The sequence below is a fragment of the Salinicoccus halitifaciens genome (assembly GCF_021026095.1).
GTDB lineage: Bacteria > Bacillota > Bacilli > Staphylococcales > Salinicoccaceae > Lacicoccus > Lacicoccus halitifaciens.
Window position 1 is genome coordinate 87,280 of sequence record NZ_JAJNCU010000003.1, and the last position, 26,340, is coordinate 113,619.

The following is a 26,340-nucleotide window of genomic DNA, read 5'->3' on the forward strand; positions in this document are numbered from 1 at the left end:
TTATACAATCAGTATACTTTGCCCTCCGATGCTGTACAACTTCATACCTTCCTTTTCCTGCGAAAAATAAAACACCCCTCCTTTGAGGAGGGGCGCTTCATTTATGCATTCTGGTCCACGGCGGATTTTTCTATTTCCATCCGTTTCAGTTCACGCCTCAGTATTTTACCGCTGATGGTCGTCTTCGGCAGTTCATCCATCACTTCAATCTCTTTCGGCGCAAGGTGTGCTGCAAGGTTGTTTCTGACGAATACACGGATCTCTTCCAGCAGTTCAGGAGATTCCACGTATCCTTCGCGGAGGACGATGAAAGCCTTCACGATCTCGCCGCGGACTTCATGCGGCTTCCCTATGACGCCCGCTTCCTGGATCGCCGGATGTTCGATGAGCTTGCTTTCCACCTCGAACGGGCCGATCCGCTCTCCTGAAGAGTTGATCATATCATCATCACGGCTCTGGAAGAACACATAGTCCTCCTCATCCTGATAAGCGAGGTCACCGGATACATACCATCCTTCATATTTGAAGTAGGAGTCGAATTTATCCTTGTTCCCCCATATCTCCTTCATGAGTCCCGGCCACGGCGTCTTCACTGCAAGCTGCCCGACCGTGCCGCGCGGCACGACTTCACCGGCCTCATCCAATATGCCGACTTCGATGCCCGGGAAAGGCCGTCCCATCGAGCCGGGCTTGATCTTCTCGCCCGGCAGGTTGACCACGAGATGCGCGCCCGTCTCCGTCATCCACCATGTATCATGGATCCTCACGCCGAGTTCTTCCCATGCCCAGTAGATGACTTCCGGGTTGAGCGGTTCACCGACGCTGAGTATGTGCCGCAGGGAGGACAGGTCATAATCCTTCAGTACATCGCCCTGGGATAAAAGCATCCTGAAGGCGGTCGGTGCGCTGTACCAGATGGTGACACCGAGTTCTGCGATCAGTTTGTACCAGTGCTCCGCTTTGAAGCGTCCGCCCTGGATGACGACCGTTGCACGGTTCAGCCACGGTGTGAACAATCCGTAGACGCTGCCCGTCACCCATCCCGGGTGCGAGGTGCACCAGTAGACGTCGTCGTCCTTGATGTCGAGCACCCACTTTCCGGACTGGTATTGATGCGTCACGACACGGTGCGCATGCAGCACACCTTTCGGCTTGCCCGTCGACCCGCTCGTATAGTGGATCAGCATGCCGTCTTCAGCATCCATCCACTCCGTATATTGTTTCCCGTCATCAATGAACGGTTCAGCCTCGATATCTTCTGCGTAAAGGATTGTCTCAAGTGTCGGAATATCCTTCTCCGGCACCCGCTTCACCATTTCCTTATCCGTGATGAGGAGTTTCGCCCCGCAGTCGTTCATCCTGTCACGTACTGCATCTTCCATGAACGCTTCGAATAAAGGTCCCGCAATCGCCCCGATCTTGATCGCAGAAAGGATCGCTATGTAGCACTCCGGGGTCTTCGGCAGGAAGATGAACACCCTGTCACCTTTTTCTATGCCGTTCTCCTTCAAAATACGTGCATAATGATCGGTCTTCTCCTTCACTTCTTTGAAGGTGTAGCTGACCCTTTCATCCCCGTTCACATAATGGAGCGCCGTCTTATGGCCGTATCCGTCCTCGACGTGCCTGTCGATCGCCTCATGGGCCATGTTCAAGCGTCCGGTCTTATTGAAGCTCAAGTCTTCACCGGCATCCTCCCATTTAAAACTTCTGCGTACTTCCGAATAATTGGGGAGGTTGTAATCCCCGGCCACCGGTTCGATGATTTTCAACTGATTCAAAGTCACAATAAAAACTCCTTTACTGAGGTTATGCATCCATCCCTTAAACCCTGCTCAAATCCAGGCTGTTCAAAATGTCCGTTTTATAATTCGCCAGTGCATTGCTGCCCCTGCGGCGCGGCCGCGGCTCATCCAAAATGATTTCCTGCCCGACCCTGCCCGGCCGGTCTTTCAAAATGACGATTTTATCGCATAAATATGTCGCTTCTTCTATGTCGTGGGTGACCAGGACGATCGTGGTCCTGTATTCCTCCCAAATTTCCAGGAGCAGGTCCTGAAGCTGCATTTTAGTGAAAGCATCCAGTGCACTGAACGGCTCATCCAGCAGAAGCACTTCGGGAGAAGTGATCAGCGCACGGGCGATGGCGACACGCTGGGCCATACCGCCGGATAATTCCTTCGGGTAAAGATGCTCACTGCCCGCAAGACCAACATCCCTCAAATATTTTCTCCCAATTTCATCCTTCGATTCCTTTTTGCCTTTCAAACCGAACGTGACGTTCTCCATCACATTCAGCCATGGCATGAGACGGGGTTCCTGGAATATGAATCCTGTGGACGCCTCGACTTTCCTCGATGCTTTTCCGTTGATTTCAACCTCGCCGCGGTACCCTGTATCCAGGCCGGAAATCGCCCTGAGGACAGTACTTTTACCGCATCCGCTTGTCCCGAGTAACCCGACGATTTCACCCGGATCTGCTTCGAAAGAAACATTTTTCACGACTTCTTTGCCGTTGAAGGACCGGGAAATATTATTGATGTTCAGACTCATCTGATCCCTCCTAAGCTTTCACAGCATTATCCTGCCAATGCAGGGATTTCTGTTCCACAATTTTTAAAAGCCAGTCGGTTGACTTGCCGACCACCGCAAAAAGAATGATGCTTGCCAAAATGGTCTCAGGGGACAATGTATTCTGGCCGAGCACAAGCAGATAACCGAGACCTGAACTCGCACCCATGAGCTCGGCTGCCACCACAAACATCCAACCGAGGCCGAGGCCGCTTCGGATCCCCGTCAGGAACGACGGCAGGGATGCCGGGAGGATCACACGTCTGATCAGCTCGAATGTATTCAGGCCGTACATCTTCCCCACCTCGATCAATTTCCGGTCCACACCGTTGATGCCGCTGACGACATTCAGATACACCGGGAAAAAGACACCGACAGCAATCATCGTGACTTTTGAAGGTTCTCCGATGCCCATCCACAGGATGAACAGAGGCACCCATGCAAGGGAAGGGATTGAACGGAATGCCTGTATCATCGGGTCGAACAACTGCTCCGCCTTCTTATAGAAGCCGACGATCGAACCGAGTATCACCGCAAATGCCGTACCGATCAGGAACCCTATCAACACCCTGTACAATGTGATGCCGACATGGCCCCACAGGCTGCCGTCGGCGGCGAGGCCGGCGATGGTATCCAAAATGACCGTCGGTGCCGGCAATTGATAAGAAGGGAAAACCTCTGCACGGCTCAGCAATTCCCATGCAATGATGAGGATGATCGGCAGTATGCTCCCGAGTATGACGGTCTGCACCCTGCTCTTTTGAGATTTCAACCCGCCCCTGCCCTGTGGTTTGGTGCCATGCAGCTCACCTGCGGTCAATTCCGAACTTTTTTTCACTAAAATCACTCCGTTCCACTCTAATTCGAAGATTCTATCGTTTCTTCTGCGTATGACGGGTCAATCAGGTCATCCGTCAGCTGTTCCACATCAATATCCGGTCCGATGGCATCCGAATCCTGGAGTATCCTGCCCGCTTCCAGCACCGACTCATGCTGGGCAGCGCCCGGGACGGGGCTTGAAAAATCGTTTCTTTCAAGCTGCTTTTCAGCAACAGCCTGATCAATTTGAGCCTCTTCCATCAGTATTTCAGCTGCTTCTTCGGGGTTTTCCTGTATCCATTCCCTCGCTTTTTCATACACTTCAATCACGCGTCCGACATGTTCAGGGTAGTCTTCTGCGAATGCTTCCCTCACATTCAAGAAGCCGTAAGTGTTGAAGTCAGGATTCCTGTAAAACAGCTCCGCGCCTGAGTCGACCTCAAGGCGTGCCATATGCGGATCAAGCCCCGCCCATGCATCCACGCCGCCATTATTCAGCGTTGTTGCGCCATCGCTGTGCTGCACGTTGACGATTTCCACGTCATCCTGGCTCAGCCCTTCCTCGGCCATGGCTCTCAATAAGAATATGTAGGGGTCTGTTCCGAGGGTCGCCGCCACCCTCTTACCTTTCAGGTCTCCAATCGATTCAATGTCCGACTCTGCACTTTTGACGAGCGCCGTCCATTCCGGCTGGGAATATATATACACGTTTTTAATCGGTGCGCCATTCGCTTTGGACATCAGTGCAGCAGCCCCGGCGGAAGAACCAAAGTCGACGCTGTTGCTGTTCAGAAATTCGAGCGCTTTATTGCTCCCGTGGCTGAGTGTCCATGAAACATCGATGCCGTCTTCTTCAAATTCCTCTTCGGCCCAGCCGAACTCCTTAAGTACGAGGCTCGTTGGTGAGTAATAAGCATAGTCCAGGCGTATCTCTTCCGGTCCTTCCGCTGAATCCGAAGATTCAGCGGCGCCGGAGGCGCATCCCGCAAGGAGCGCAAGTGAAATCAGTACGGCCGGCAACCTGTATTTACCGTTCAATATCTTCTTCATTCCGGTTCCCCCTCAATTAAATCTCGCATGCATATGTTGATATCGTGCCGCGGAGGCGCTGCGCCTCCTTATATGTGCAGCGGTTGTGGACGACCTGGAGGCCGCCGTCTTTTGCGATATCTGCAGCTTCAGGCGAAATCACGCCCTCCTGCAGCCAGAATACTTCAGGCTTCACTTCGACCGCCTCTTTGGCAATGCCCACCGCCGCTTCAGGGCTTCTGAACACCTGGACAACATCGATATGTTCTGGCACACTCTTCAGATCCGGATATGCCTTTTCACCGAGTATCTCGGTTTCCCTCGGGTTGACCGGGATGATTTTATAGCCGAGCCTCTGCATCTTCCGGGCGAGCCTGTAGCTCGGGCGTGATTCCTTGCCGCTCAGGCCGACGACCGCCAATGTCTTCTGGCGGGTCTTCTCCTCGCCGTCCTCCGTCACTTTCTCAGTCGCTGCGTTCAATATCCTCTTGATCACGCCTTCATCGTTGATGACGATCTCTTCCGCTTCGCCTGTATCAATTCCTGTCGCTTTCGACAGTGCCTGGCTCAGGTCGTTCTGGATGTCCCTTACGGATTCGATGCCGACCGACAGGCGCACAAGTTCCTCGTATACGCCCGTTTCATCGAGCTGTTCTTTCGTCATCTGCTGGTGCGTCGTAGAAGCCGGATGGATGATCAGTGATTTCGCATCACCGACGTTCGCGACATGTGACCACAGTGCCACACTGTCGATCAGCTTCTTGCCGGCCGCTTTGCCGCCTTTGATGCCGAATGTGATGATGGAGCCGTAGCCGTTTTTGAAGTACTTCTTCGCAAGGTCGTGGGAAGGATGCGTTTCAAGGCCCGGGTAGTTGACCCATTCCACTGCCGGATGTTCCGTCAAAAACTTCGCCAGCTTTTCAGCGTTTTCATTATGGCGTTCCACACGGACGTGCAGTGTCTCAAGCCCCTGGATCAGATTGAATGCGTTCTGCGGGCTCAGTGTCGCACCGAAGTCCCTGAGGAGCTGCACACGGATCTTTGTGCTGAATGCAAGCGTGCCGAAGTCCGCTGCATAGCTTAGGCCGTTGTAGCTTGGATCCGGCTCCGTGAATTCCGGGAATTTCTCCGTATTCCAGTTGAAGCGTCCGCCGTCGACGACGACCCCGCCGATCGAGGTGCCATGCCCGCCGATCCATTTTGTTGCGGAATGGACGACGATGTCTGCGCCGAGCGTGATCGGCTTACATGTATGCGGTGTTGCGAATGTATTGTCGATGATGAACGGCACGCCCGCCTCATGTGCGATATCCGCCACAGCCTCTATATCGAGGACCTGCAGCCCCGGGTTGCCGATGGTCTCACCGAAGACCGCTTTCGTCTTGTCCGTGATGGCTGCCCTGAAATTCTCAGGATCCGTCGGATCGACGAACTTCACATTGATGCCGTAGCGCGGCAGCGTCACTGCGAACAGGTTGTATGTACCGCCGTACAGGTTCGCACCGGCGACGATTTCATCCCCTGCACTTGCCAGGTTAAGGATGGACAGTGTGATTGCCGCCATGCCGGAGGAAGTCGCCACTGCCGCCACCCCTTCTTCAAGCAGTGCCATGCGCTTTTCAAACACTTCCACCGTCGGGTTTCCGATGCGGGAGTAGATGTTGCCCGGCTCATCCAGCGAGAACAGGCTTTCCGCATGATCCGTATCCTGGAATACGTAAGAAGTCGTCTGGTAGATCGGCACCGCCCGCGAGCCCGTCGTCGGGTCCGGCGCCTGGCCTCCGTGCAGTGATATGGTTTCGAGATCGTATGTTGAGTTATGTGAATTTGACATGTCCATTCCTCCAATTTTTTATGTAATGAAAAAGCCCTCTTCTTTTGTGTATAAGAAGAGAGCCTTTACTCCTCTTATCTTCCAGGATGAAAATCCTGCAGGAATTAGCACCTTTTTAAGCAATGCTGCCTAATGGTTGCCGGGCGTCACAGGGCCAGTCCCTCTGCCTCTCTTGATAAGCTGGTTCATTATTTTATTAATGCATATTACAATACTATGATTATATGGATTTGTCAAAGTATTTTTTAAATATTTCGTTTATATGAACAATTGGGACAACCGGACATCAAAAATCTTACAGCAAAAAACAAACCCTCCGGGACAGACCCGGAGGGTTTGGAAAGTTCATTCAGGTTCAGTCATCCACCTGGGCAAGGTTTTCATCTTCCAGGTTTCCATCTTCCAGATTTTCATTGAAAGTCTGTGCCACCTGCAGGAACTTGGACACTTCCCTGCTGGTCGTGAGTCCGGTCTCGATGGCGCCGTCCATATAGCCGGCCCAGCCGTTCGCAAAGTCGGAGCCCGCCAGGAACACGCCGCCTTCCGGCCGTTTCACTTCCTGGCCGTACTTGGTCAGCTGCTCTTTTTTGATGACACCCCACGTGCCTTTGGCGAATTCGTCCTCCACCCAGTTATGGCCGGCACTTTCAATGACTTCGAGGTCCGGAATCCAGACCCTGAGCGCCTTCTCGACTGCTTTCGGGTCGTTCATATCAAGCGTGGAATCCGAGCCGAAGCCCATGATGATCCCCTCATCCCCTGCTTCATTGATGAATTCCGTGTGGGCAAGGTTGACCGGGAATTCGGCCGTCGCCTTGAAGGTGGACGGTCCTTTCAGCCCGCGGACTTTGGCCCATACTTTGATGCCCTCGCTCGCCTGCTTCTCTTCGGAAAACGCACGTTTTTCCTCCGAAAGTTCCGGTGTGAACTTGATATCGTTCAGCACGTTCACCGGCACGGCAACGACCACCGCCTTACAGGTGAATTCCTCACCTTCCCTTGAGACGACTTTATAACCCTCGGTCGTCTTAACGACGGAGTCCACCGGTGTGGACAGCCTGAGTTCCGACTTGCTGTCGGCCATCATGCTCTCAATCAGTGATTTCGTTCCCGTCTTCATGCTGTACTGCTCGAATGTCGCCTGGAACTCCTGCATATCATGCCCCGTGAGCGCAGCCCAGCGGTAGGCATGGGCAAGCCCCGGCGCCTCCAGATTGGAGGTGCTCGTATAGCCGCTCCACAATGAATTCAGTAGACCGTTCATTTCAGGCGTGACTGCATGCTGGATTTCCCTGAGCTTATCCGCCACCGAATACTGGTCGACCGCTTTCAAGGAATCGTCATGATAAGGATTGAAAGGACGTTCGAAGTACCGGTTTGCAGCCGCATCCGCCAGGAACACCTCCATGCCTTCCATCAGTTTCTGAGTCATGAATTCCTGTGTATCGACGATGACCTTGTCTTTCGTCGCAAGATACGCATGCTCTGCCGACGGTGACTCCTTGACCTCAATGCCGTAACGTGTGATCTCAGCCCACATATGCGGCTGGTTCCAGTGGATGTAGGTGCCGCCCATCTCAATTTCCTTGCCCAGTCTTTTATCAAACCATGTCCGTCCGCCAATGCGGTCCCTCGCCTCCAGGGTCAAAGTGTCATACCCCTTGTTGCTCAACTCCCTTGACGCGGTCACTCCTGCAAAACCGGCACCGACAACGATTACATCATAGTTATTTTTAGTCATTGAATATCTTCCCCTCAGATATTGGATTGGAGTGATTAATATAGTCCAAAATTACTTCGTTCTAAATTAACCAATGTGCGATATATGCTTCTGCATCTCAACATTTCGTGTTAATTCCCAATTTTGATTTCACTCTGACTTTATTGTGTTGTCGTTTGAATTGTACCTTCATCATCAATGCAGGAATGCCCCTTATACATAAACAGTCCCCCGGGACATCAAATGTTCTGCATAAGGGTCATCAGGCAAGGGAACCGGATCATCGCTCTTCGTTTAGTGCGTTCCGGCAGTGCTTGAAGCTGTGTGGAATACTCTATCCTGTAAGGTCGTCTTCACTTCACCGTCTGCTGATTTGATGGTGATTTCGTCACCTTTTTGGACCTTGCTGTCCACCAGTGCATAGCCGATATATTTCCCCACGGAGAAGCCATATGTGTAATTGGTCACTTTACCGACCTCTTCACCGTTCGCTTCCACAACATCATCTTTTTCAATGTTCACACCGTCTTCTTCCACCGAGAAGCCGAGCAGGCATCTCTCAGGCCCATCGTTCTTATAAGAACATGTTCTTTCTTTCCCGATGAAATCCTTTTCACAGTTCACAGTCCAGCCGAGCCCGAGTTCAACAGGATTTGCACCGATGAATTCACTGTCTGCGATGAAGCCTTTTTCAACAGGCAGACTGCCCAGTGTGACCTCTTCAGCCGTGATTTCTTCAACGCCTTTTCCTCGCAGTTCCTCTGCGATCTTCTCCATGTTTTCCGGGTTGAAATGCAGCTCATATCCGAGCTCACCTGTGAAGCCGACCCTTGCCGCCATGACTTCGATGCCGCCCGCAACCGTCGTGTTTTTGAACTTGAAAGTGTCAAGATCGTTCAAATTGTCCTCCAGAATACCGTTCAGGATCTCTTTTGACTGAGGTCCCTGTACCGCATAGATGCCCTTCTCTTCAGTGATGTCATTGAACTCGACTTCTTTGTCCCCGACATGTTTACCGACCCAGTCCTTCATCTGGTCGATCATGCCGGTGGTGATCCAGAACGTGTCCGATGAACGGCAGAACATGATGAAATCATCCAGTGTATAACCGTCTTCATCCAGCATGGATGTATATAGAGCATCCCCTTCGTTCATATTGGCAACATCATTCACAAAGATGTAGTCCAAAAATTCCCTTGCATCTTTGCCGGTCACTTCCAACGTCTCCAGTGTGAAATCGTAGAAAGCCACCTTTTCCCTTACCAATTCATGTTCTTTCCTTAAAGTTTCTGAGTTTCTCATTTCCATCCCCCTAAATAAATTGAGCCGGCTTACAATATTTATATCTTTTTCTAATATCAGTAATCCAGCTTTCTTACCATCATTGTATATGAAAGCGTTTCCCTGTCCAAGATAAAAGACGCAAATTTTTGAATTTTCAATTATATAAAATGTCATTTTAATATTAAAGGGTAATATTAAACTATTATATGTAAAAAATTATTACAATATACTTTATCACTGGGTTAAAATAAGCTCTTCGCCTTAAAAGTCAGTACCTTCACACATTCACGGAATGACAAAAAACCTGCCGGGTTCATCCGACAGGTTCCTGAATATTATTATTAATATTTGCTAACCCTCTCCTGTAAAAACTATTCTGAAATGGTGACATTCCGGAAGTCCGGCCTGTTGAAGCTGTCGATATACAGCCCTTCCACTTCCTCCCTGTACGCATTCATGCTTTCAGTCTCCCTGAAATAAATCATCGGCGCTTCCTCTTCCAATATCGCCTGTGCTTCTTTATAGATTTCTTCGCGTTCTTCGTTGGAAGTCGCTTCCCGACCTTCCTGGAGCAGCTGATCAAAGTTTTCATTATCAAAGAATGTGCGGTTGCCCTGTTGCCCTTTCATGGAAGAATGGAAAACATCCCACAACATCTGATCCGGGTCGCCGGTCGCATTCGGTGCACCTTGTATGAATATATCGTGCTCACCCTGTCCTGCTTTCTCGAGGAATGCACCCCACTCCAACTGCTCCACGCTCGCTTTGACATTGATTTCTTCCAGGGCTTCCTGTAAATAAACGGCGACATTGATGCGTTCGTCGTCATCGTTCGTCAATATCGATATTTCAAAGCCATCTTCATAACCCGCTTCTTCTATCAGTTCCTTCGCTCTTTCCACGTCGTATGGATAACCTTCCAGACTATCGTCATACCCCAGCAGGTTGGACGTCACGATGCCTTTCGGCAACCTGCCCGAACCGCTATAGATGCCGTCGATGATTTCCTGCCTGTCCACCAGGTGGGAAATTGCCTGCCTTACACGTTTATCATCCAAAGGTTCGCGCTCTGTGTTGAATCCGATATACTGCACAGCCATATTATAAAGAGTGTATGGCTCCATCACGTCACTCTGCTCGATCTGTGAAAGGTGGCTGCCCTCATAGCCCATGATCATATGTGAATTCCCGGTTTCCAAATCTGCAATCCGTGAATTCGTTTCAGTGATGATTTTAAAAGTCACAGTGTCCAGGCTCATCGGTTCACCCCAATAATCATCGAACCGTTCAATGACAGTCTCCTCCCCCGGCAGCCGTGAGGCAAAAGCTGCATAATTTGTGCCGGTCGGATTCATTTCCACAACTTCCCCGATATGGTTGGAAATATCATCTGCGATATCTGAATACTCTTCCTCGCCTGATTCCCTTAAGTCATAATACTCAGCAGCTGTTATTTCATATCCTGCGCTCTCCAGTGCATTTTCATAATCCTCACCAATGACTTCTTTACTGATCATTCCGCCGCCGTTATGCGTCAGGTGGTTCAGGAACGGCGAAAAAGGATATTCCGTCACAATCTCCACAGTGTAATCATCGATGACATTCACTTCGTCAATCATCTCGAATATGTTCAACCGTGCAGATGCCACCGCCGGGTCAGTCACCCTTTCCAGGTTCGTCTTGACGACTTCTGCATCGAATCCGCTGCCATCATGGAACACTACATCGTCCCTGAGGGAGAATCTCCATGTCAGCTCATCGACCTGTTCATAATCTTCTGCAAGCAACGGAACGATATCCATGTTTTCATCCAGTTTGAGTAACCCTTCATAGATGGTATTCCTCACCTGGTCGGAATAAAGATCATTGCTGCCATGTGGATCCAACGACACTGCATCAGTGCCCGTCGACACGATGAAATCACCGCCTTCCGGAATATCTTCCCCTTCTGCTGCCGCACTGCCGTCGATTGCATCATCATTCGTACATGCTGCCAGTATGCTCACCATCAACATCAGCATGATAATATACTTCTTCATTATGTATATGCTCCCTCTCTAAAAGTCATAGCAAATAACTATGTTATTAAAGTATATCTTACCACTGGGAATTGATGATGTTCAACTGTCTTTTTTAATAAGCTTCCAACGATGGCCATCAATCGGCAAAGATTCAATAATGAAAAATATGCCACAGGAAAAGATTCCTGCAGCATGTCTTATAAAATCATATTATAAAATCGGTGAAATCAGATTCGCCAATACTTCCTTCAGCTTGATCCAGTTGCTTCTTGATTCATATTTCTCCTTTGTCAGCAATGTGCTCGATTTCATATCTTCCTCAAAAGTATGACGTTGACGTACCGCTTCTTCTTCATCAAAGATGAATGCATTCACCTCGAAATTCAAATAGAAGCTCCTCACATCGAAGTTAGTGGTGCCTATGCTGACCATCTCATCATCTATCACTATCGTCTTGGCATGCATAAAGCCCGTTTCATAAATATAGACTTCTGCACCCAGGTCGACGAGTTCACCGGCATTGGCATAAGTCGCCCAGTAGACGAACGGATGGTCCGGGTGGTCCGGTATCATCAGATGGACTTTGACGCCCCTTAAGATCGCCGACTTGATCGCTTCGTATATTGATTGATCCGGGATGAAATACGGTGTCTGTATATAAAGCGTTTCTTTTGCACTGTTGATCATATCAAAGTAGCCATTCTTGACCTGCTGGAATTCTTCATCGGGACCGCTGGAAGCGATCTGCATGGCCACATCGCCATCATACTCGACCGACGGGAAGTAATGTTCTTCCCACCTCAGATTGCTCCGTTTATTGTGGGAGTTCCAGTCGAGCATGAACCTGAGCTGGAGCAGTTTGACGGCATCGCCTTCTATCCTCAGGTGCGTGTCACGGCGCGGCGGTAGCTTGGCTTCATGCCATTCCCCTTTATGTTTATCGAATCCCACATATTCATCACCCACATTGAAGCCGCCGATATATCCGGTGACCCCGTCGATGATGACGAGCTTCCGGTGGTTCCTGTTATTCAGGCGGGGGTTGATGAGTGGCAGGACGCTCGGGAAGAAAGCCGAGACTTCACCGCCCGCTTTCCTCAATTCTTTAAAGTGGCGGTTACCAAGACTTCTTGAACCGAGATCGTCATAGAGGACTTTCACTGCAACGCCTTCTTTTTGCTTTTCTACGAGGGCATCGTAAATTTCCCGTCCGATGACATCCATCCTGAATATGTAATATTGAAGATGGATATGGTCTTCGGCATTCCTGATATCCTCCAGCAGATGGTCGAATTTTTCCCGGCCGTTGGTGAATGTTTTGACACTGTTATTGTCAGTCAGAAAAGTCAGATGGCTTTTCAGCATCATATGGATGAAGGCTTTGTGCTTTTCAGTGACTGTGTTTGGGAATTCGCCTCCCCGGTCCTGCAGTTTCTCCAATTGATCATCAACGATGCCTTCAAGTCTCGCCTGCTCCTCTTCATCCATCTGGAACAGGTTCTGCCTGTAGATCGTCCGGCCGAAGAGCATGTATAATATAAAGCCGACAATAGGGATGAAGAGCAGGATCAGCAGCCATGCCCACACGCTCTGCGGGCTGCGGCGCCTTTCAAGGAAAATCAGGCTGATTGCGAATATGATGTTGATGATGAAGAGGGAGATGAGGATGATATCCAGCAATAAATAGAGATTTATGTAATTGGACAGATTTTCAAATGTCAGCCATGCCATATCAGATCCCCCTCAAGTTTTATCATGTAAATCATACATCTATTCCCTCAGCACCATCAGAGCAAACGTTGATATCATAAGTTCAACATCCGCCTCAAGCATTTCTCAAAGACTGAATAAAAAATCCCTCCCGGGCCGCGGCCGGGGAGGAAAGCATTCACTGTCCACAACTACACGGGTCACGGCACATCTATGCTCTTCCGTAGACCACTTTCGTTTTAGCGATCAGGTCATGTATCGATTTCTTATCTTCGCGCAAACCGATCATGAATCCTGAAACAATCACGCCGATGCCGAGTGTGATACCATACAGCAGCCCGACGAGGAATTCACGTATCACCATGGTGACAAGATTCACTTCACTGCCGTCATCACGTACAATACGGATGCCCAGCAGCCACTTCCCGACTGTATGCCCGGCCCAGAGCACAGGAACCAGCACAAAATAAAGGATCATCAAAAGGCTTTCACCAGCCTGTACTGCCGGACTCTGCGTGTCGAGGGTGAACAGGATTATGAGCAGGTACACCACAGCACCCATCAACAGCCCGTCCACTATCCTGGCACCCAGCCTGATCCAAAAACCGCCTCTTCTTTCCATCATATACCTCCTTGAATGCTTTATTCTTTTTTTGCTTTAATATTACTGTATCATATCAAAAGCCCGGGGCACACCCGCCCCTTATGTGGCACCCGCGCATTCCGGCCCTCTTCACTTGAGATTGGGGATATCAATGAAGTAAAATTAAATACAACATAAAAGTAGATCTTTGATTTACGGTTCATAAATCAACTGTGTTTCTCATTCTTAATGAAATGCAGTTGGTTTATTTTTTTATATAAGAAAGATGGTGGTTGATATTTTAAGACGTTTATTTCTTGTACTCCTGCTTATGGCGGGAGCTGTTTTCACAAAACCATATTGGGAAGAACCTGTACGGCAGGTCATGCCGGAGCAGCTTTCAGAAGCGTTCGATATCGCAGGTGAGTTCACCACGGGCGTGATTGAAGGCATCGACTTCGATGCCCTGCAGCAGCGTGCTGCCTCACTCTTCTCCGACATCACATCTACCGAAGGCGAAACCGATGATGAAGAAGTCATGCTCCCGGAACTATCAGCCCCGGATGAACAGTTCTTTTCCGTCGGGAATATTGAACTTGGTGATTCACGGGAAGCCGTTGAGGAAATGTACGGTGCACCGGAGCGTGAGAGTATGAATGAATATGGCGTGGAGTGGTCCGCCTACCATGAAAATTATCAGAACTTCATGATGGTCGCATATGATGAGGAGGACACGGTCCGCGGTTTGTACACCAATCATGACCTGATTTCTTCCCGGTCCGACATTTCGCTCGGGACTTCCCAGGAGACAGTGAACGGGATATTGGGCAAACCCGAGGAAACGATTCAGAGCGGTTATCATATTTATCAGCTCGATGAAGAAAGTGCATATGACTTGTACCTGTTGGAGGGTGTGCACACCACTATTTTCTATGACATCCACCGGGAAGATCAGATGACCGCCATCCAGCTGATCGATGAATCGCTTGAAGCATCGAAAGACGGACTCTTTGCGCCAGCCAGTGAGTCATTGGGTGAGGGCCTGGAGTACCAGTTATTCGACCTGACCAACGCCGCACGCGTGAAACACGAGCTGCCGGTTCTTGAATGGCATGGGGAAGTCAGCGTCACCGCAAGGGATCACAGTGCGGATATGGCCGAGAACAATTATTTCAGCCATCAGAACCAGGAGGGACAGTCCCCGTTCGACCGGATGGAGGAAGATGGCATTTCATTCAGCACCGCAGGTGAAAACCTCGCCGCCGGCCAGCCGAGCAGCATCTTCGCCCATCACGGGCTGATGAACTCCGAAGGGCACCGTGAGAACATACTGCACAATAGATTTGAAGAACTCGGCGTAGGCGTCGCCTTCAATGAGCACGACCAGCCGTTCTATACAGAGAAATTCCTGACCCGTTCGTGGTTCAATTGAAGGGAAAATGATTTAATTCCGTCGAATTCATCCGACCCTCCTTCATCAACTGTCAACATCTGCTAAATCTTAAATAATATTTTGAAAATTCAATTTTCTATGGTATCATTAGTGTGAATATACCCTTTTCCTGAGAGGAGACTGCTCTAATGAAGAAAGGATTTTGGCTGTTCCCACTTTTTGCTGCACTCGCGCTGATGGTTACAGGGCTGGATGACACGGCACAAGCGAACGAGACAGAAGGCGCGAAGACGGTCTGGGGAGAAGTACTCCCTGCTGAAACGGATCCCGACGGTGACGGCTGGGCGAACACCGATTTTGATTCAACGTGGATGTCACAGGAAGCACAGAACGAAATCAGCCAGCTAGCTTACGACAAGGATTTCGGCAATTTGTCCCAGGTTGCATTCAATGAAGCTGTTGCGATGATATGGCAAAGAGAAGAAATGCAGATGTCAGGACACGACGACGGGTATTATGACTACTCAGACGATTATTACTACGATGACTATTACTATGGTTACACTGACTACGAAATGGGTTACGATGATGGCTGGTATGACGGCTATTACGCCGGTTACGACGATGGCTGGTATGATGGTCATCACGGCTATGATTATTTTGACTATCCCTATGACCACGACCTGAATTACTATGACTACCCTTACTACTATGATTACCCTGATGATCATTATTATGACGATGACTACTATTACGACTATCACGGTGACAAGGTATGGCATGATGAAATCCATCCAATAAATGTCGATATTTCATATGACACCCTGGCTTATCTTGCGATGCATGAACCTGAAACATTGAATTCGGGACCGCTGAATGCACATCCTTACGAACACTATTTCATCCATGATGGTTATGAATACCACTTCATGTTCGACGGTGTTTGCTGGATCTGGTCGTATGCACCTGTAGGTCATTAAAACACATAATGAATTGAATTAATTTCATAATCAAAATAGGACATGCTGCAGTCATCACCTGCAGCATGTCTTTTTTATTTTATTTCACCCGCCTCCCTCATGAATCCTCCCCGCTTCAGTCTCTCATCTCTGAGTGTTACAATGAAAAAGTGAATGTTTTCTTAATATACATACAATGAAAATTGAAGGAATGATCAAATGGTTCGAGTTGTGGTAACAGGTATGGGTGCAGTCACCCCCATTGGAAACAACCTTGCAGATATGTGGAAGAATATCCGTACATACAGGCACGGCATCAGGCTTGCGACTAAAGTGAACCCGGATGATTACAGGACGTCGATGGCGGCAGAAGTGAAGGGCTTTGATCCGGGAGCGGTGATGGATAAGCGGGAAGCCAAAAGGATGGATTTGTACGCACAATATGCGGTCGCCGCTGCAGATGAGGCATTCAAAATGAGTGGCTTTGAAATCAACAGTGAGAATGCATTCGATACCGGCGTCATCGTCGGTTCCGGCAGCGGAGGGTATACCGCCATGGAGGATAATGTCAGAAGAATGCAGGAAAGAGGTCCGAATAAAGTCGAACCCCTCTTCCATATCAAGACGCCCGTGAACATGGCAGCTGCGAACATCGCCATGCGCTTCGGCCTGAAAGGTGATTCGATGTCCGTCTCATCGGCATGCGCAAGCGGCAGCCACTCGATCGGGGAGGCTTTCATGAAGATCAGCCAGGGCCAGCTCACTGCGTGCCTTGCCGGCGGCGCCGAAGCGACTTTGAATGATTCTTCATTCAGCGGATTCTCCGTCCTGAAGGCAATGTCGGCACAGTCCGATCCGGGTAAAGCCTCCCGCCCGTTCGACAGGGAACGCGACGGCTTCGTGCCCGCTGAAGGTGCCGGCATACTGATGCTTGAGTCACTGGAATCCGCCCAGGCCAGAGGTGCGGAAATATATGCAGAAATCACCGGCTACGGTGCGACCACCGATGCACATCATGTCACCGCCCCGCTGCCTGACGGCCGTGCTGCAGGCACTGCCATGAAGAAAGCGATGCGCATGGGCGGCATCACGGCTGAAGCGGTGTCCTACATCAATGCACATGGCACAAGCACACCGGCAAATGATTCAAGTGAAACAGAGGCGATAAAATACGCCTTGGGAGAGGCAGCTTACTCCACACCTGTTTCAAGCACAAAAAGTTACTTCGGCCACATGTTCGGCGCCGCGGGCAGCACCGAAGCGATCGTCTGCATACAGGCACTAAGGGAAGGATTCATCCCGCCGACACTGAACCTTCAAAACCCGGATCCGGAATGTGACCTTGACTATGTGCCTTTGACAGGCAGGGGACAACCGCTTGAATACGCCTTATCCAATTCAATGGGTTTCGGCGGCCATAACAGCTCACTGCTCATCAAGTGGTGGAACGGCTGACATTCAAACATCAGGAGGAATGATTTATGAAAGCAGCGATATTATGCGACAGCTCAGCTTATCTCGCTTCACCTTTAAAAGACAGAAACGATATATATCACGTTGACTTCACCCTTGCACTTCCAAACGGTGAAGTCATCACCGAGTCGACGGAGGAGAGACATCTCGAGAAATTTTTCGATGAATGGATGCAGGAAGGCACGGCACAGCCCAAGACGGCGCAGCCCGGTATCCGGGATTATCATGATGCCTTCCAAAAAATCATCGATGCAGGTTACGATACCGTCTTCGGTGTTTATTTAAATTCCGGTGTCAGCGGCACATTCCAGACCGCCCGTTCCGTCAGTCAAGAGTATGCAGATCAGCTGAATATCATCAATTTTGATGCGGTCGGATTATCCGTGAATATGGAGCAGCTGATACAGCAGATTACCATCATGATCGACGCTGGAAAACCGGTTGAAGAAATCAAAGAAACAGCCACATGGCTGAATGAAAACAGCTGCTTCTTCATCGCTCTCGAAAAGCATGACAACCTGATTAAAGGCGGCAGGGGTGAATCTTTAAAAGAGCTGGAAGACAACGCGTTCAAGACCCTCCCCCTCCTTGAGTACATACCGGGAGATACGCCGGTCCTCACAGAAACGTACCGTACAAATAAGCAGCGGAATAAAAAGCTTGCAGAACTTGCGGCCGGGTATCAGGCACAGTATCCCAACCAAAAAATCCAAATCGGCATAGGCCATGCACTTTCAGAAAATAAAGCTCTTAAACTGAAAGAAGCCATCCAGGAACTGCTTCCGGAACAGCCTGTTGAAATACGCATGATCGGCACAGCATTCTGTTCTCATCTGGGCAGAGATGCATTGTCGTTCGGACTGATGCCAAAGTGCGGGGTGGAGTAGATGGTTAAGATTGCAGTCGACACGGCAGGCGGTGACCACGGCGCGGGAACGACGGTTTACGGTACCTGTCTTGCGATGCGGGAGGATCCGGAGCTGGAATGCCTTTTATTCGGAGAGCCGAAGCAGATTGAAGATGCCCTGCCAGACTTTGCGGATACAGAACGGATCGAAATCATTGCGGCAGACGAGGTCATCACCGATGATGATGACCCGTTGCGTGCCGTGCGCAGAAAAAAAGACTCCACGATTGTGAAGGGTCTGAAGGCTGTTGCGGAAGGTGAAGCCGATGCCTTCGTCTCCGCCGGCAGCAGCGGTGCGATTTACGCCGGAGGGCTGTTTTTGATAGGAAAAAAACCGGAGATCACACGTCCGGCAGCAGTGTCGATCCTGCCCACGGTTTCAGAGAATTCCCCCTACTACATGTTGATCGATTCAGGCGCAAACATTACGGCAAAACCTGAACATCTCGTGGAATACGCGAGGCTCGGAAGCAGAATGGCCGAACAGTTCCTCAATAACCGGAATCCACGGGTCGGGCTGCTCAATATCGGTTCGGAACCTTCCAAAGGCAATGCCTTCTCAAAAGAGGTCTTCCAGATGCTTGCTGCAGAGGATGATTTGAACTTCACCGGCAATGTTGAGCCGTCCGTCCTTTTGAACAGCACACATGATATTGTCCTCGCTGACGGTTTTACGGGAAACATCATGTTGAAGAGTGTCGAAGGCACAGCAGAAATTTTGTTAAATGATCTGTTAAACAATGTTAAGAAAGACGAACAATTGGATGAAGATGCAGTGCAGGTCATTGAAAAAGCGGTAGATGCACGCATTAAACGCTACACCAATGTAGACATCGGAGGCGGCTTCATCCTCGGAATCAATGCCCCCGTCGTCATCACCCACGGGGCAGCAGATGAAGTGATGTTCAAGCACAGCGTGGAGATGGCAGCCAGGCTGACAAACAACAGCATCTTTAATGATCAACAGTAAACATTGTTTTAATCATGGAACCGGAAATTAAAATTCAGATGAATCTTTAATGATGGATTCACAGAAGAAGCAGATATGATTGATTTCCCAAATATCAAACCACCCACAGATTTCGCAGTCTGCGGGTGGTTTTCATTGTTCTGATATTCTATTTTGTTCATTTGATCTTTACGATGATTTTACCTTTTGCATGTCCGGATTCACTCAGTTTATGCGCTTCCTGCACACCTTCAACAGTGAAGGGGAATATTTCACCGACAGCCGGCTTCACCGTTCCTTCCGAGACCAGCCCCATAATCTTTTCCAATTGATCGACTTTGGTGGAGGAATTCAGATACATTGCAGTCACACCCTTCTCTTCAGCCAATTCTTTATCCGGCTTTCCTGCAATGGATACCAGTCTGCCGCCCGGTTTCAGGACATCATAGCTTTTTTCCTGTATCTCTCCGCCGAGTGTGTCCAGCACGACGTCGAACTCCATTTTACGTTCAGAAAAATCTTCTTCCCGATAATTGATCACCGTATCTGCACCCAGATTTTTTACGAACTCTGCATTTTTCCCGCTTGTGGTCGTTGTGACTTCTGCTCCAAAATACTTGGCAAGTTGAATCGCAAAGCTGCCGACACCGCCTGAACCTGCATGGATGAAGACCTTCTCTCCGGCTTCGATTTCCGCCTTATCTTTAAGCATCTGCCAGGCTGTCATACTTGTCAGCGGCACCGCAGCCGCCTCTTCAAAAGACACATTCTCAGGCTTACTCACAAGAAGTTTATCTTCCATTACGATGTATTCCGCAAATCCACCCGGCTTTTTAAGTTCTGCTTTGCCGACTACTTCATCTCCGACTTTGAATTTTTCAACAAGTCCGCCCACTTCTTTTACAGTCCCTGAAATATCCCATCCAAAAATAATGGGGAATGATAAAGGTATCACTTTCTTGAAATCCCCGGCACGTACTTTCACATCCATCCGGTTCACAGCTACTGCATGAACCTCCACAAGCACTTCATTTCCTGTCACCCCCGGCGTCTCCAGCTCGGCTGCCTTGAACTCTTCTACACCGCCATATGCTTCTGTTATGATCGTCTTCAATTAAATTCTCCTCTCATGGTAATGTCGTAAAATATATTTTTGCTTTATCCTTTTAATATTCATCTTCATTTTCAAGTATACCCATCCATACAACGCTTCACAAAGATGATGATCATGTTGCCAGGGAAAGGCTGGTCCAAACCTTAAGGGATGAAGACGGTATGCGGGATTTTATTTTCAAGGCGATTTATAATATTGTCATAACAAACGATTGCAAGTTCGGACAGAAGGGCAGGGAAATACAGAAAATATGGAGACAAACCATCTTTTTTATAAAATACATAAAGGTACAATCACGGCCCGGGATTATATCAATTGGTCCCACACATTATTAAGTGAAGGTACTTCATCGCCTTCATTGAAAATCATTTCATCATTTTCGCCTTTGGACAACCTCTTTGAAATAGAGTCTTATTTTAAACGATCATCAGAGGAGCTGGGAACAAAGCAGCCGTCGTTTGAAACATGTGCGAGAGCACATATTGATTTCCTGGCGTCACAAATCATTGAAGTGGATGATTATAGACAGATCTATCACCTGACTGATAGGATTTTCAAAGTTGCTGTTGCCGAACTGAACTCGCCGGATGATCTGCTGCACTGGCTCCATCTCTATGAATTGATGGACAGAGTGGACTATCATTACGATAAAGAAGTCGTGTCAGAGATTAAGCATGAAGCCCGGTCAACGTCTGATCTGGGACATCTATCGAGATCGAGGCATAAGAAAAATGACAGTAACTTTTAAATTAGGGGAAGTTATTTTTTCACCGCTGCATCTCAATATGGAGTTGATAGTATTGATTAAAAAAGAAATCCAGATAGAAGTGCTGCTGTATGGAGACCCATTTGGTTTTGCCTGTGAAATGCTCGATGTTGAAAATATGAGGAGCAACAGTTATTCCGAAGTTTTCACTGTTAATTTTGAAGAAGTGTATGAGTATATTCAGTTACACGGGCTTCCACAAACTGAATCTTCGAGCAGGCATCCCATGACTGAAGGCTTTCATTATTATAAAGAAAACGGCAGATGGCACACTTTCTTTAAAGAAAGAGGTTGCATCTTCGATGAGAAAAGCTTTGACGAAGATGAATCCGGAAAAAGGTACATCGTCCGGACACTCCTCAAGCTGAGAGGTACCGATCTATTCTAAATCGACTGTAATTATCACGGCATGAAAAAAGCTGCAGACCTTTGAATTCAAAGGTCTGCAGCTTTTTATACTATTCCCACTCTATACTTCGCCAATACAATATGGTGCAACATCGTTGATATGACAGACTTTTATAAAATATCAACAACTATAAAAACATTCAATTTGATATGAAGTGTGCCACGACTGTGCCACAGATTTTAATAAATCATGAAGCTGAGATGAGAAATCATTTCGGCTTTTTTATTCTTAAATAGGAAGTAATGTTCTATGAAATATAACATTCTTATATACAATTTGCCACGATGGAAATGACTCGTTCAATATCATCTTTCTGTTACGCATCTTGATGAAATATTTAATTTTACTAAATAACCTTGCTAAGGAGGTGCTAGATTATGACCACTTTTTATTCTCGCTCCCCTCCCCCTTCTAATTTGTTGTAAACATCTCCATCGTAATAAAAATCAAATTTAGAAATGAGGTCAAATTAATGGAACTAAAATATGTGATTCCGAACATGGCACAGACATTTGGCAATTTAGAATACGCCGGAGAAGGCAAAGTGGAACAACGCCGCGTCAATGGCCGAATGACAACACTCTCCCGTCGCTATAATCTATATTCGGATGTCCAACGGGCGGATGATGTGGAAGTCATCCTCCCCCAGGAAGCCGGAGAAAAATTCTTTGAACATGAAGATCAGGTGAAACTGGTCAATGCACGCATCACCGCAGAAGGCTATAAAATTGGAGAACGGGGCTTCACAAAATATATTCTACATGCTGACGACATGGTCAAAGCATAAGAGGAGGAAATCATATGAGACTCGCACAAGGGATTGTCATCAATAAGGAAGATACATTCGGTCTATTGAAGTTTTCGGCGTTGCGTCGGGAAGTCTTTCTACAAAATGAAGATGGGACGGTATCATCCGAAGTCAAAGAACGCACCTATGATTTAAAATCGAAAGCCCAAGGCCGCATGATTCAAGTCAGTATTCCGGCATCGGTCCCGTTAAAAACATTCGATTATAACGCAGAAGTGACGATCATCAATCCAGTGGCGGATACGGTCGCCAATGCAACGTTTCGCGGCGCCGACGTCGATTGGTATATCAAGGCCGATGACATTGTATTAAAAGAGGCCCAAAAACCACCGCAGAAGCCGAAGAAAGATGAACTGGACAATGAAAAATAGGCATTGCTTATGACAAAAACACCACTGGCGATCAAAGAAATCCCGAAAGATGACGCCATTAATTTTATCCGTCACTATCACTACGCTAAAATCATCCCGAAGCTATGTAAATATTTCTTAGGAATTTTTTCAGAAGAAAAGCTGTTGGGGGTTGTTGAACTGAGTTGGGGCACACAGCCCTTACAGACGATTCGTAAACTCTTTCCAGATGAAAACCTTCAAACCAAAGATTATTTGGAAATTGGCAAAATGTGCTTTTTGCCCGAGATGAACCACAATCAATATTTTGGCAGTCGCGCACTTTCCACGCTGATTCAGTGGTTAAGAAAGCATACCGACTGCCTATTTTTATATACACTCGCCGATGGCATCGAAGGTAAATGCGGCTACGTGTACCAGGCATCGAACTTCTATTATTGTGGGCATTTTAAAACCAGTGTCTATCGGGACGCACAGACATACGAGAAAATTCATCCACGAAGTGCCCGATTGTTATTAGAAAAAAATGCGCGTTTTGATAATGTGGAGAAAAAGCATTGGCTCACGCAGGATTTTTGTGAATATAGAGGCATTGAGAAAATCAACAGCCGCATGTTTCGCTATATTTATCCGCTGACGACCGATGCCAACGCCTGTTAGCTCCTTATCCCTACCAACAAAGGGACTATCCGAAACAGAGAGATTTGTTGTTTGAAAAGCGGATTGCCCACCGGAAATATGAACAGATATCCCAACCGACGTTTGATAAACACGTTGCTTTCTATAATACGCAAAAGGTGCATTAAATTGAATTTTTGAAAGGAGGGCTTATGAAACTCTTTCATTATAAAGGCAGACGTATTAAACCCAGCGATCAGTATTTGGTTTACCGCTTTGTGACGGGTGCATTAGTGGGCATATGGCTGCTTGCCTTTTTACCGTTTCACCTCCCTTTTCTATGGTCGAGCACTTGGACACTTGATGCATTTCAAGCCCACTTCATCCGGCCACATGGCCTCGTGACGCTATGCATCAGTCTGTTCATCACAGCGGCCTGTGCGTTTTTGTATTACCGATATCACCATCGGCATTTCAAACAGATCATCCATCGCCAGAAACTGGCTAAAATGATACTCGAAAATGGGTGGTATGAAACCAAAAAAGTGACATCAGACAGTTTCTTCAAGGATGCTCCCAGTGGAAAAACCAAAGAGACAATCAGTACGTTTCCAAAAGTGTATTACCGGCTTAAAAATGGGCACCTCCATATTCAAGTGGAAATTACATTGGGTAAATACCAGGACCCCTTATTGAATTTGGAAAAGAAACTGGAAAGCGGCTTGTATTGTGAACTCGTATCCAAAGAGCTCCATGATGCGTATGTCGAATATGTGATGGTCCATGATATGCGGGCGAACCGGATTTCGATTGATGCGGTGACGGCGCAAAATGGCCGTTTGAAATTGATGAAATCCCTCTATTGGGAATATGATCAGTTGCCGCACATGCTCATTGTGGGTGGCACCGGCGGCGGAAAGACGTATTTCATCCTGACTTTGATTGAAGCCCTATCCAAAACGGATGCAAAGTTATATGTGCTCGATCCGAAGAATGCGGATTTGGCGGATTTATCGACGGTGATGCCTGATGTCTACCATACAAAAGCCGACATGATCACATGTATTGACCAATTTTATGCAGATATGATGACGCGGAATGAGAATATGAAAGACATGCCGAACTACAAAACCGGGGAAAATTATGCATATTTCGGCTTACCGCCGAATACGTTGGATACGGAGGCCTCCATTGAACAAGGCACTCAATATCTGGCGACACTCCTAAAAGATGCTGAATTGAAAGGTGTGGATGATGAAACTGTCCTTCAAGCCTATAATTACGGCGGTGGCTTCATTGATTATGTCGCTGAACGCGGCAGTACCTATTCATTTGAGCTGGCCGAAGCATTCGCAGAAGCACAGTCAGACGGGGAAACAGTCTCTTACAACAACCCTGTCGCCGTGGCAGAAAATGGCGGGTGGCGTTATGGCTACGGCAACATGTTTTATGTCGATCATGTGCTTCAACATTTAAATCATACAGATGATGACAGTAATGAAAGTATAGAACGTATAACAGATGGTGAGTTTCCCACACCCGATCCGTCCGATTACAGTGGCATCCATCCTGAAGGCGAATGTACGTACTATGTCGATAATCGCAGGCGAGAGATTGGTGCGCCTTTAGAAAATTCACGATTAGGCGATGCCGGTAGTTGGACACCAAAAGCCAAAGCGTCGGGGATGTCGACCGGCAGTGAACCCAGAGCCGGCGCCGTCATGGTCTATGGTTATTGTCAATTGAATGTCAGTTGCCGGTATGGGCATGTGGCATTTGTTGAGACGGTGAATGATGACGGCTCCGTCGTCGTCTCCGAAATGAACTGGGAAGCGCATAACGTCATCAATTACCGGACGGTCTCCGCTTCAGATGCCAGTCAACTCGAATATATTTATTAACCTTTAAGTCGTCCCAATTAATGAATTAAAGAAAGGATGAGACAGGATGAAATTACCTTTTAGACAAAAAGAAAAAACGAGACAACCGACCGAAGAGAAAAGAATGAAAGTGAAGACAGTGGGTACCCGGAAAAAATCAGTACTGATTTTATGGGTGCTCTTAATCAGCAGTCTCGCATTTGGGATTTATAAGAACTTTACGGCGGTTGACCAACATACGGTGCATGAAAAGGAAGTCATAGAAACAGAGATGATCGATACGAATGCGATTGAGAGTTTTACCCATAATTTTGTGGCAGTGTATCACTCGTGGGAAAATGAAACGGCAGCATTGGAAGCCCGCACTGTCGAACTCAGTGAGTATATGACCGATGATTTACAGGCATTAAATGCCGATGTGCTTGGAGAGGACACACTCACAAGCGCGGATGTCATAGATGTGAGCATTTGGTCGGTGGCCGAAGAAACGGAAAATACGTATGCCGTAATCTATTCTGTGCACCAAGAGATTACAGAAGATGATGACGACATATCCACCCGATCGACCTATCGCATTGTACTGCATCAAGATGAAACAGGTAATCTGGTCATCACCCAAAATCCAACCCCGTGGAATGACATACAAAAATCAGATTATGAACCAGAAACCGTGGAAAATAATAACTCTGTCGATTCCGAGACGGAAGAAGAAATCATCGCTTTCTTAGAAACTTTCTTTACCGCTTATCCGACGGCCACAGAGCAAGAACTCAGCTATTATGTCAAAGATGATGTCCTGCCACCGATTAATGAAAACTATTCGTTTTCTGAACTGATTGACCCGGTCTTCCAAGCACACGATGGGCAGATCAAAACATGGGTCACAGTGAAGTATTTGGATGAAACTACAAAAGCCAATCTATTTTCCCAATATGAACTGATACTAGAAAAAGATATGAACTGGATGATTGTTGAATAAAAATATTATCATTGTGAGTATAAAAAGAATAACATCAAATTTAATTTTATAATTTGACTATCAATAATAAATTAAAAAATGACCCCGGTTCAATACCCCGAGGTCATCTACTCACAGCTTAACGTTTTTAAATGTCTAAATTATGAGTTACAGTTCACAGTGGC

Annotated in this window: 22 protein-coding genes, 1 pseudogene and 1 riboswitch; of the genes and pseudogenes, 12 read left to right on the forward strand and 11 right to left on the reverse strand. The window is 47.8% G+C overall.

Going from position 1 to position 26,340, the window contains the following annotated elements; all coding sequences use genetic code 11:
- Positions 1–101: 101 nt before the first annotated feature.
- The 10 genes from acsA to LPW40_RS07030 all read right to left on the reverse strand — a co-directional run bounded on the left by acsA (position 102) and on the right by LPW40_RS07030 (position 13,610).
- Entirely contained in the window at positions 102–1,787 is a 1,686-nt protein-coding gene (gene acsA / locus LPW40_RS06985; protein WP_230821520.1) for an acetate--CoA ligase, read from the reverse strand.
- A gap of 37 nt (positions 1,788–1,824) precedes the next feature.
- The gene (locus LPW40_RS06990; protein WP_230821521.1) at positions 1,825–2,553 is read right to left on the reverse strand and encodes an ABC transporter ATP-binding protein; all 729 of its coding nucleotides are present in this window, start codon (positions 2,551–2,553) and stop codon (positions 1,825–1,827) included.
- Positions 2,554–2,563: 10 nt separating this feature from the next.
- Positions 2,564–3,343, reverse strand: a complete 780-nt coding sequence (locus LPW40_RS06995; RefSeq protein ID WP_413775999.1) for an ABC transporter permease — start codon at positions 3,341–3,343, stop codon at positions 2,564–2,566.
- Positions 3,344–3,429: 86 nt separating this feature from the next.
- The gene (locus LPW40_RS07000; protein ID WP_230821522.1) at positions 3,430–4,440 is read right to left on the reverse strand and encodes an aliphatic sulfonate ABC transporter substrate-binding protein; all 1,011 of its coding nucleotides are present in this window, start codon (positions 4,438–4,440) and stop codon (positions 3,430–3,432) included.
- A 16-nt stretch (positions 4,441–4,456) separates the two neighbouring features.
- Entirely contained in the window at positions 4,457–6,253 is a 1,797-nt protein-coding gene (locus LPW40_RS07005; protein ID WP_230821523.1) for a PLP-dependent aspartate aminotransferase family protein, read from the reverse strand.
- A gap of 71 nt (positions 6,254–6,324) precedes the next feature.
- Positions 6,325–6,435, reverse strand: a riboswitch (SAM riboswitch).
- A 173-nt stretch (positions 6,436–6,608) separates the two neighbouring features.
- Entirely contained in the window at positions 6,609–7,994 is a 1,386-nt protein-coding gene (locus LPW40_RS07010; RefSeq protein ID WP_230821524.1) for a flavin monoamine oxidase family protein, read from the reverse strand.
- Positions 7,995–8,267: 273 nt separating this feature from the next.
- On the reverse strand, positions 8,268–9,275 hold the full coding sequence (locus tag LPW40_RS07015) for an aminomethyltransferase family protein (RefSeq protein ID WP_230821525.1): 1,008 nt from the start codon (positions 9,273–9,275) through the stop codon (positions 8,268–8,270).
- Positions 9,276–9,628: 353 nt separating this feature from the next.
- Entirely contained in the window at positions 9,629–11,296 is a 1,668-nt protein-coding gene (locus LPW40_RS07020) for a glutathione ABC transporter substrate-binding protein (protein ID WP_230821526.1), read from the reverse strand.
- Between the two features lie 192 nt (positions 11,297–11,488).
- Entirely contained in the window at positions 11,489–13,009 is a 1,521-nt protein-coding gene (gene cls, locus LPW40_RS07025; protein ID WP_230821527.1) for a cardiolipin synthase, read from the reverse strand.
- A gap of 190 nt (positions 13,010–13,199) precedes the next feature.
- Positions 13,200–13,610: an RDD family protein gene (locus LPW40_RS07030; protein ID WP_230821528.1), complete on the reverse strand. Its 411-nt coding sequence runs from the start codon at positions 13,608–13,610 to the stop codon at positions 13,200–13,202.
- A 247-nt stretch (positions 13,611–13,857) separates the two neighbouring features.
- Here LPW40_RS07030 and LPW40_RS07035 point away from each other — a divergent pair, with 247 nt between their 5' ends.
- The 5 genes from LPW40_RS07035 (at position 13,858) to plsX (ending at position 19,273) form a co-directional block, all read left to right on the forward strand.
- Positions 13,858–15,003: a CAP domain-containing protein gene (locus LPW40_RS07035; protein WP_230821529.1), complete on the forward strand. Its 1,146-nt coding sequence runs from the start codon at positions 13,858–13,860 to the stop codon at positions 15,001–15,003.
- 149 nt (positions 15,004–15,152) lie between these two features.
- Positions 15,153–15,944, forward strand: coding sequence for a hypothetical protein (locus tag LPW40_RS07040; protein ID WP_230821530.1), 792 nt, complete (start codon positions 15,153–15,155; stop codon positions 15,942–15,944).
- 198 nt (positions 15,945–16,142) lie between these two features.
- On the forward strand, positions 16,143–17,378 hold the full coding sequence (gene fabF / locus LPW40_RS07045) for a beta-ketoacyl-ACP synthase II (RefSeq protein ID WP_230821531.1): 1,236 nt from the start codon (positions 16,143–16,145) through the stop codon (positions 17,376–17,378).
- Positions 17,379–17,404: 26 nt separating this feature from the next.
- A complete protein-coding gene (locus tag LPW40_RS07050) occupies positions 17,405–18,283 on the forward strand; it encodes a DegV family protein (protein ID WP_230821532.1) in 879 nt (292 codons plus the stop codon).
- Positions 18,284–19,273, forward strand: coding sequence for a phosphate acyltransferase PlsX (plsX, locus tag LPW40_RS07055; RefSeq protein WP_230821533.1), 990 nt, complete (start codon positions 18,284–18,286; stop codon positions 19,271–19,273).
- A 157-nt stretch (positions 19,274–19,430) separates the two neighbouring features.
- On the opposite strand, the gene LPW40_RS07060 is transcribed toward plsX, so the two are convergent.
- Complete coding sequence (locus LPW40_RS07060; RefSeq protein WP_230821534.1) at positions 19,431–20,366, reverse strand: NADP-dependent oxidoreductase; 936 nt, start codon at positions 20,364–20,366, stop codon at positions 19,431–19,433.
- 511 nt (positions 20,367–20,877) lie between these two features.
- Here LPW40_RS07060 and LPW40_RS07065 point away from each other — a divergent pair.
- From LPW40_RS07065 to LPW40_RS07100, 7 genes and pseudogenes are all read left to right on the forward strand, one after another.
- Complete coding sequence (locus LPW40_RS07065; protein ID WP_230821535.1) at positions 20,878–21,114, forward strand: hypothetical protein; 237 nt, start codon at positions 20,878–20,880, stop codon at positions 21,112–21,114.
- The gene (locus LPW40_RS07070; protein WP_230821536.1) at positions 21,098–21,520 is read left to right on the forward strand and encodes a hypothetical protein; all 423 of its coding nucleotides are present in this window, start codon (positions 21,098–21,100) and stop codon (positions 21,518–21,520) included. The genes LPW40_RS07065 and LPW40_RS07070 overlap by 17 nt, the downstream gene beginning before the upstream one ends.
- A 493-nt stretch (positions 21,521–22,013) precedes the next feature.
- Positions 22,014–22,328 (forward strand): YdcP family protein, encoded by a 315-nt coding sequence (locus LPW40_RS07075; protein ID WP_230821537.1) that lies wholly within the window; start codon positions 22,014–22,016, stop codon positions 22,326–22,328.
- A 14-nt stretch (positions 22,329–22,342) separates the two neighbouring features.
- On the forward strand, positions 22,343–22,720 hold the full coding sequence (locus tag LPW40_RS07080; RefSeq protein ID WP_230821538.1) for a YdcP family protein: 378 nt from the start codon (positions 22,343–22,345) through the stop codon (positions 22,718–22,720).
- Positions 22,721–22,729: 9 nt separating this feature from the next.
- Positions 22,730–23,505, forward strand: a pseudogene (locus LPW40_RS07085) (Mom family adenine methylcarbamoylation protein).
- Positions 23,506–23,529: 24 nt separating this feature from the next.
- Positions 23,530–25,218: a lysozyme family protein gene (locus LPW40_RS07090; protein ID WP_330166179.1), complete on the forward strand. Its 1,689-nt coding sequence runs from the start codon at positions 23,530–23,532 to the stop codon at positions 25,216–25,218.
- Between the two features lie 46 nt (positions 25,219–25,264).
- Positions 25,265–26,176: a conjugal transfer protein gene (locus tag LPW40_RS07100; RefSeq protein ID WP_230821539.1), complete on the forward strand. Its 912-nt coding sequence runs from the start codon at positions 25,265–25,267 to the stop codon at positions 26,174–26,176.
- The last annotated feature ends 164 nt before the right edge of the window (positions 26,177–26,340 follow it).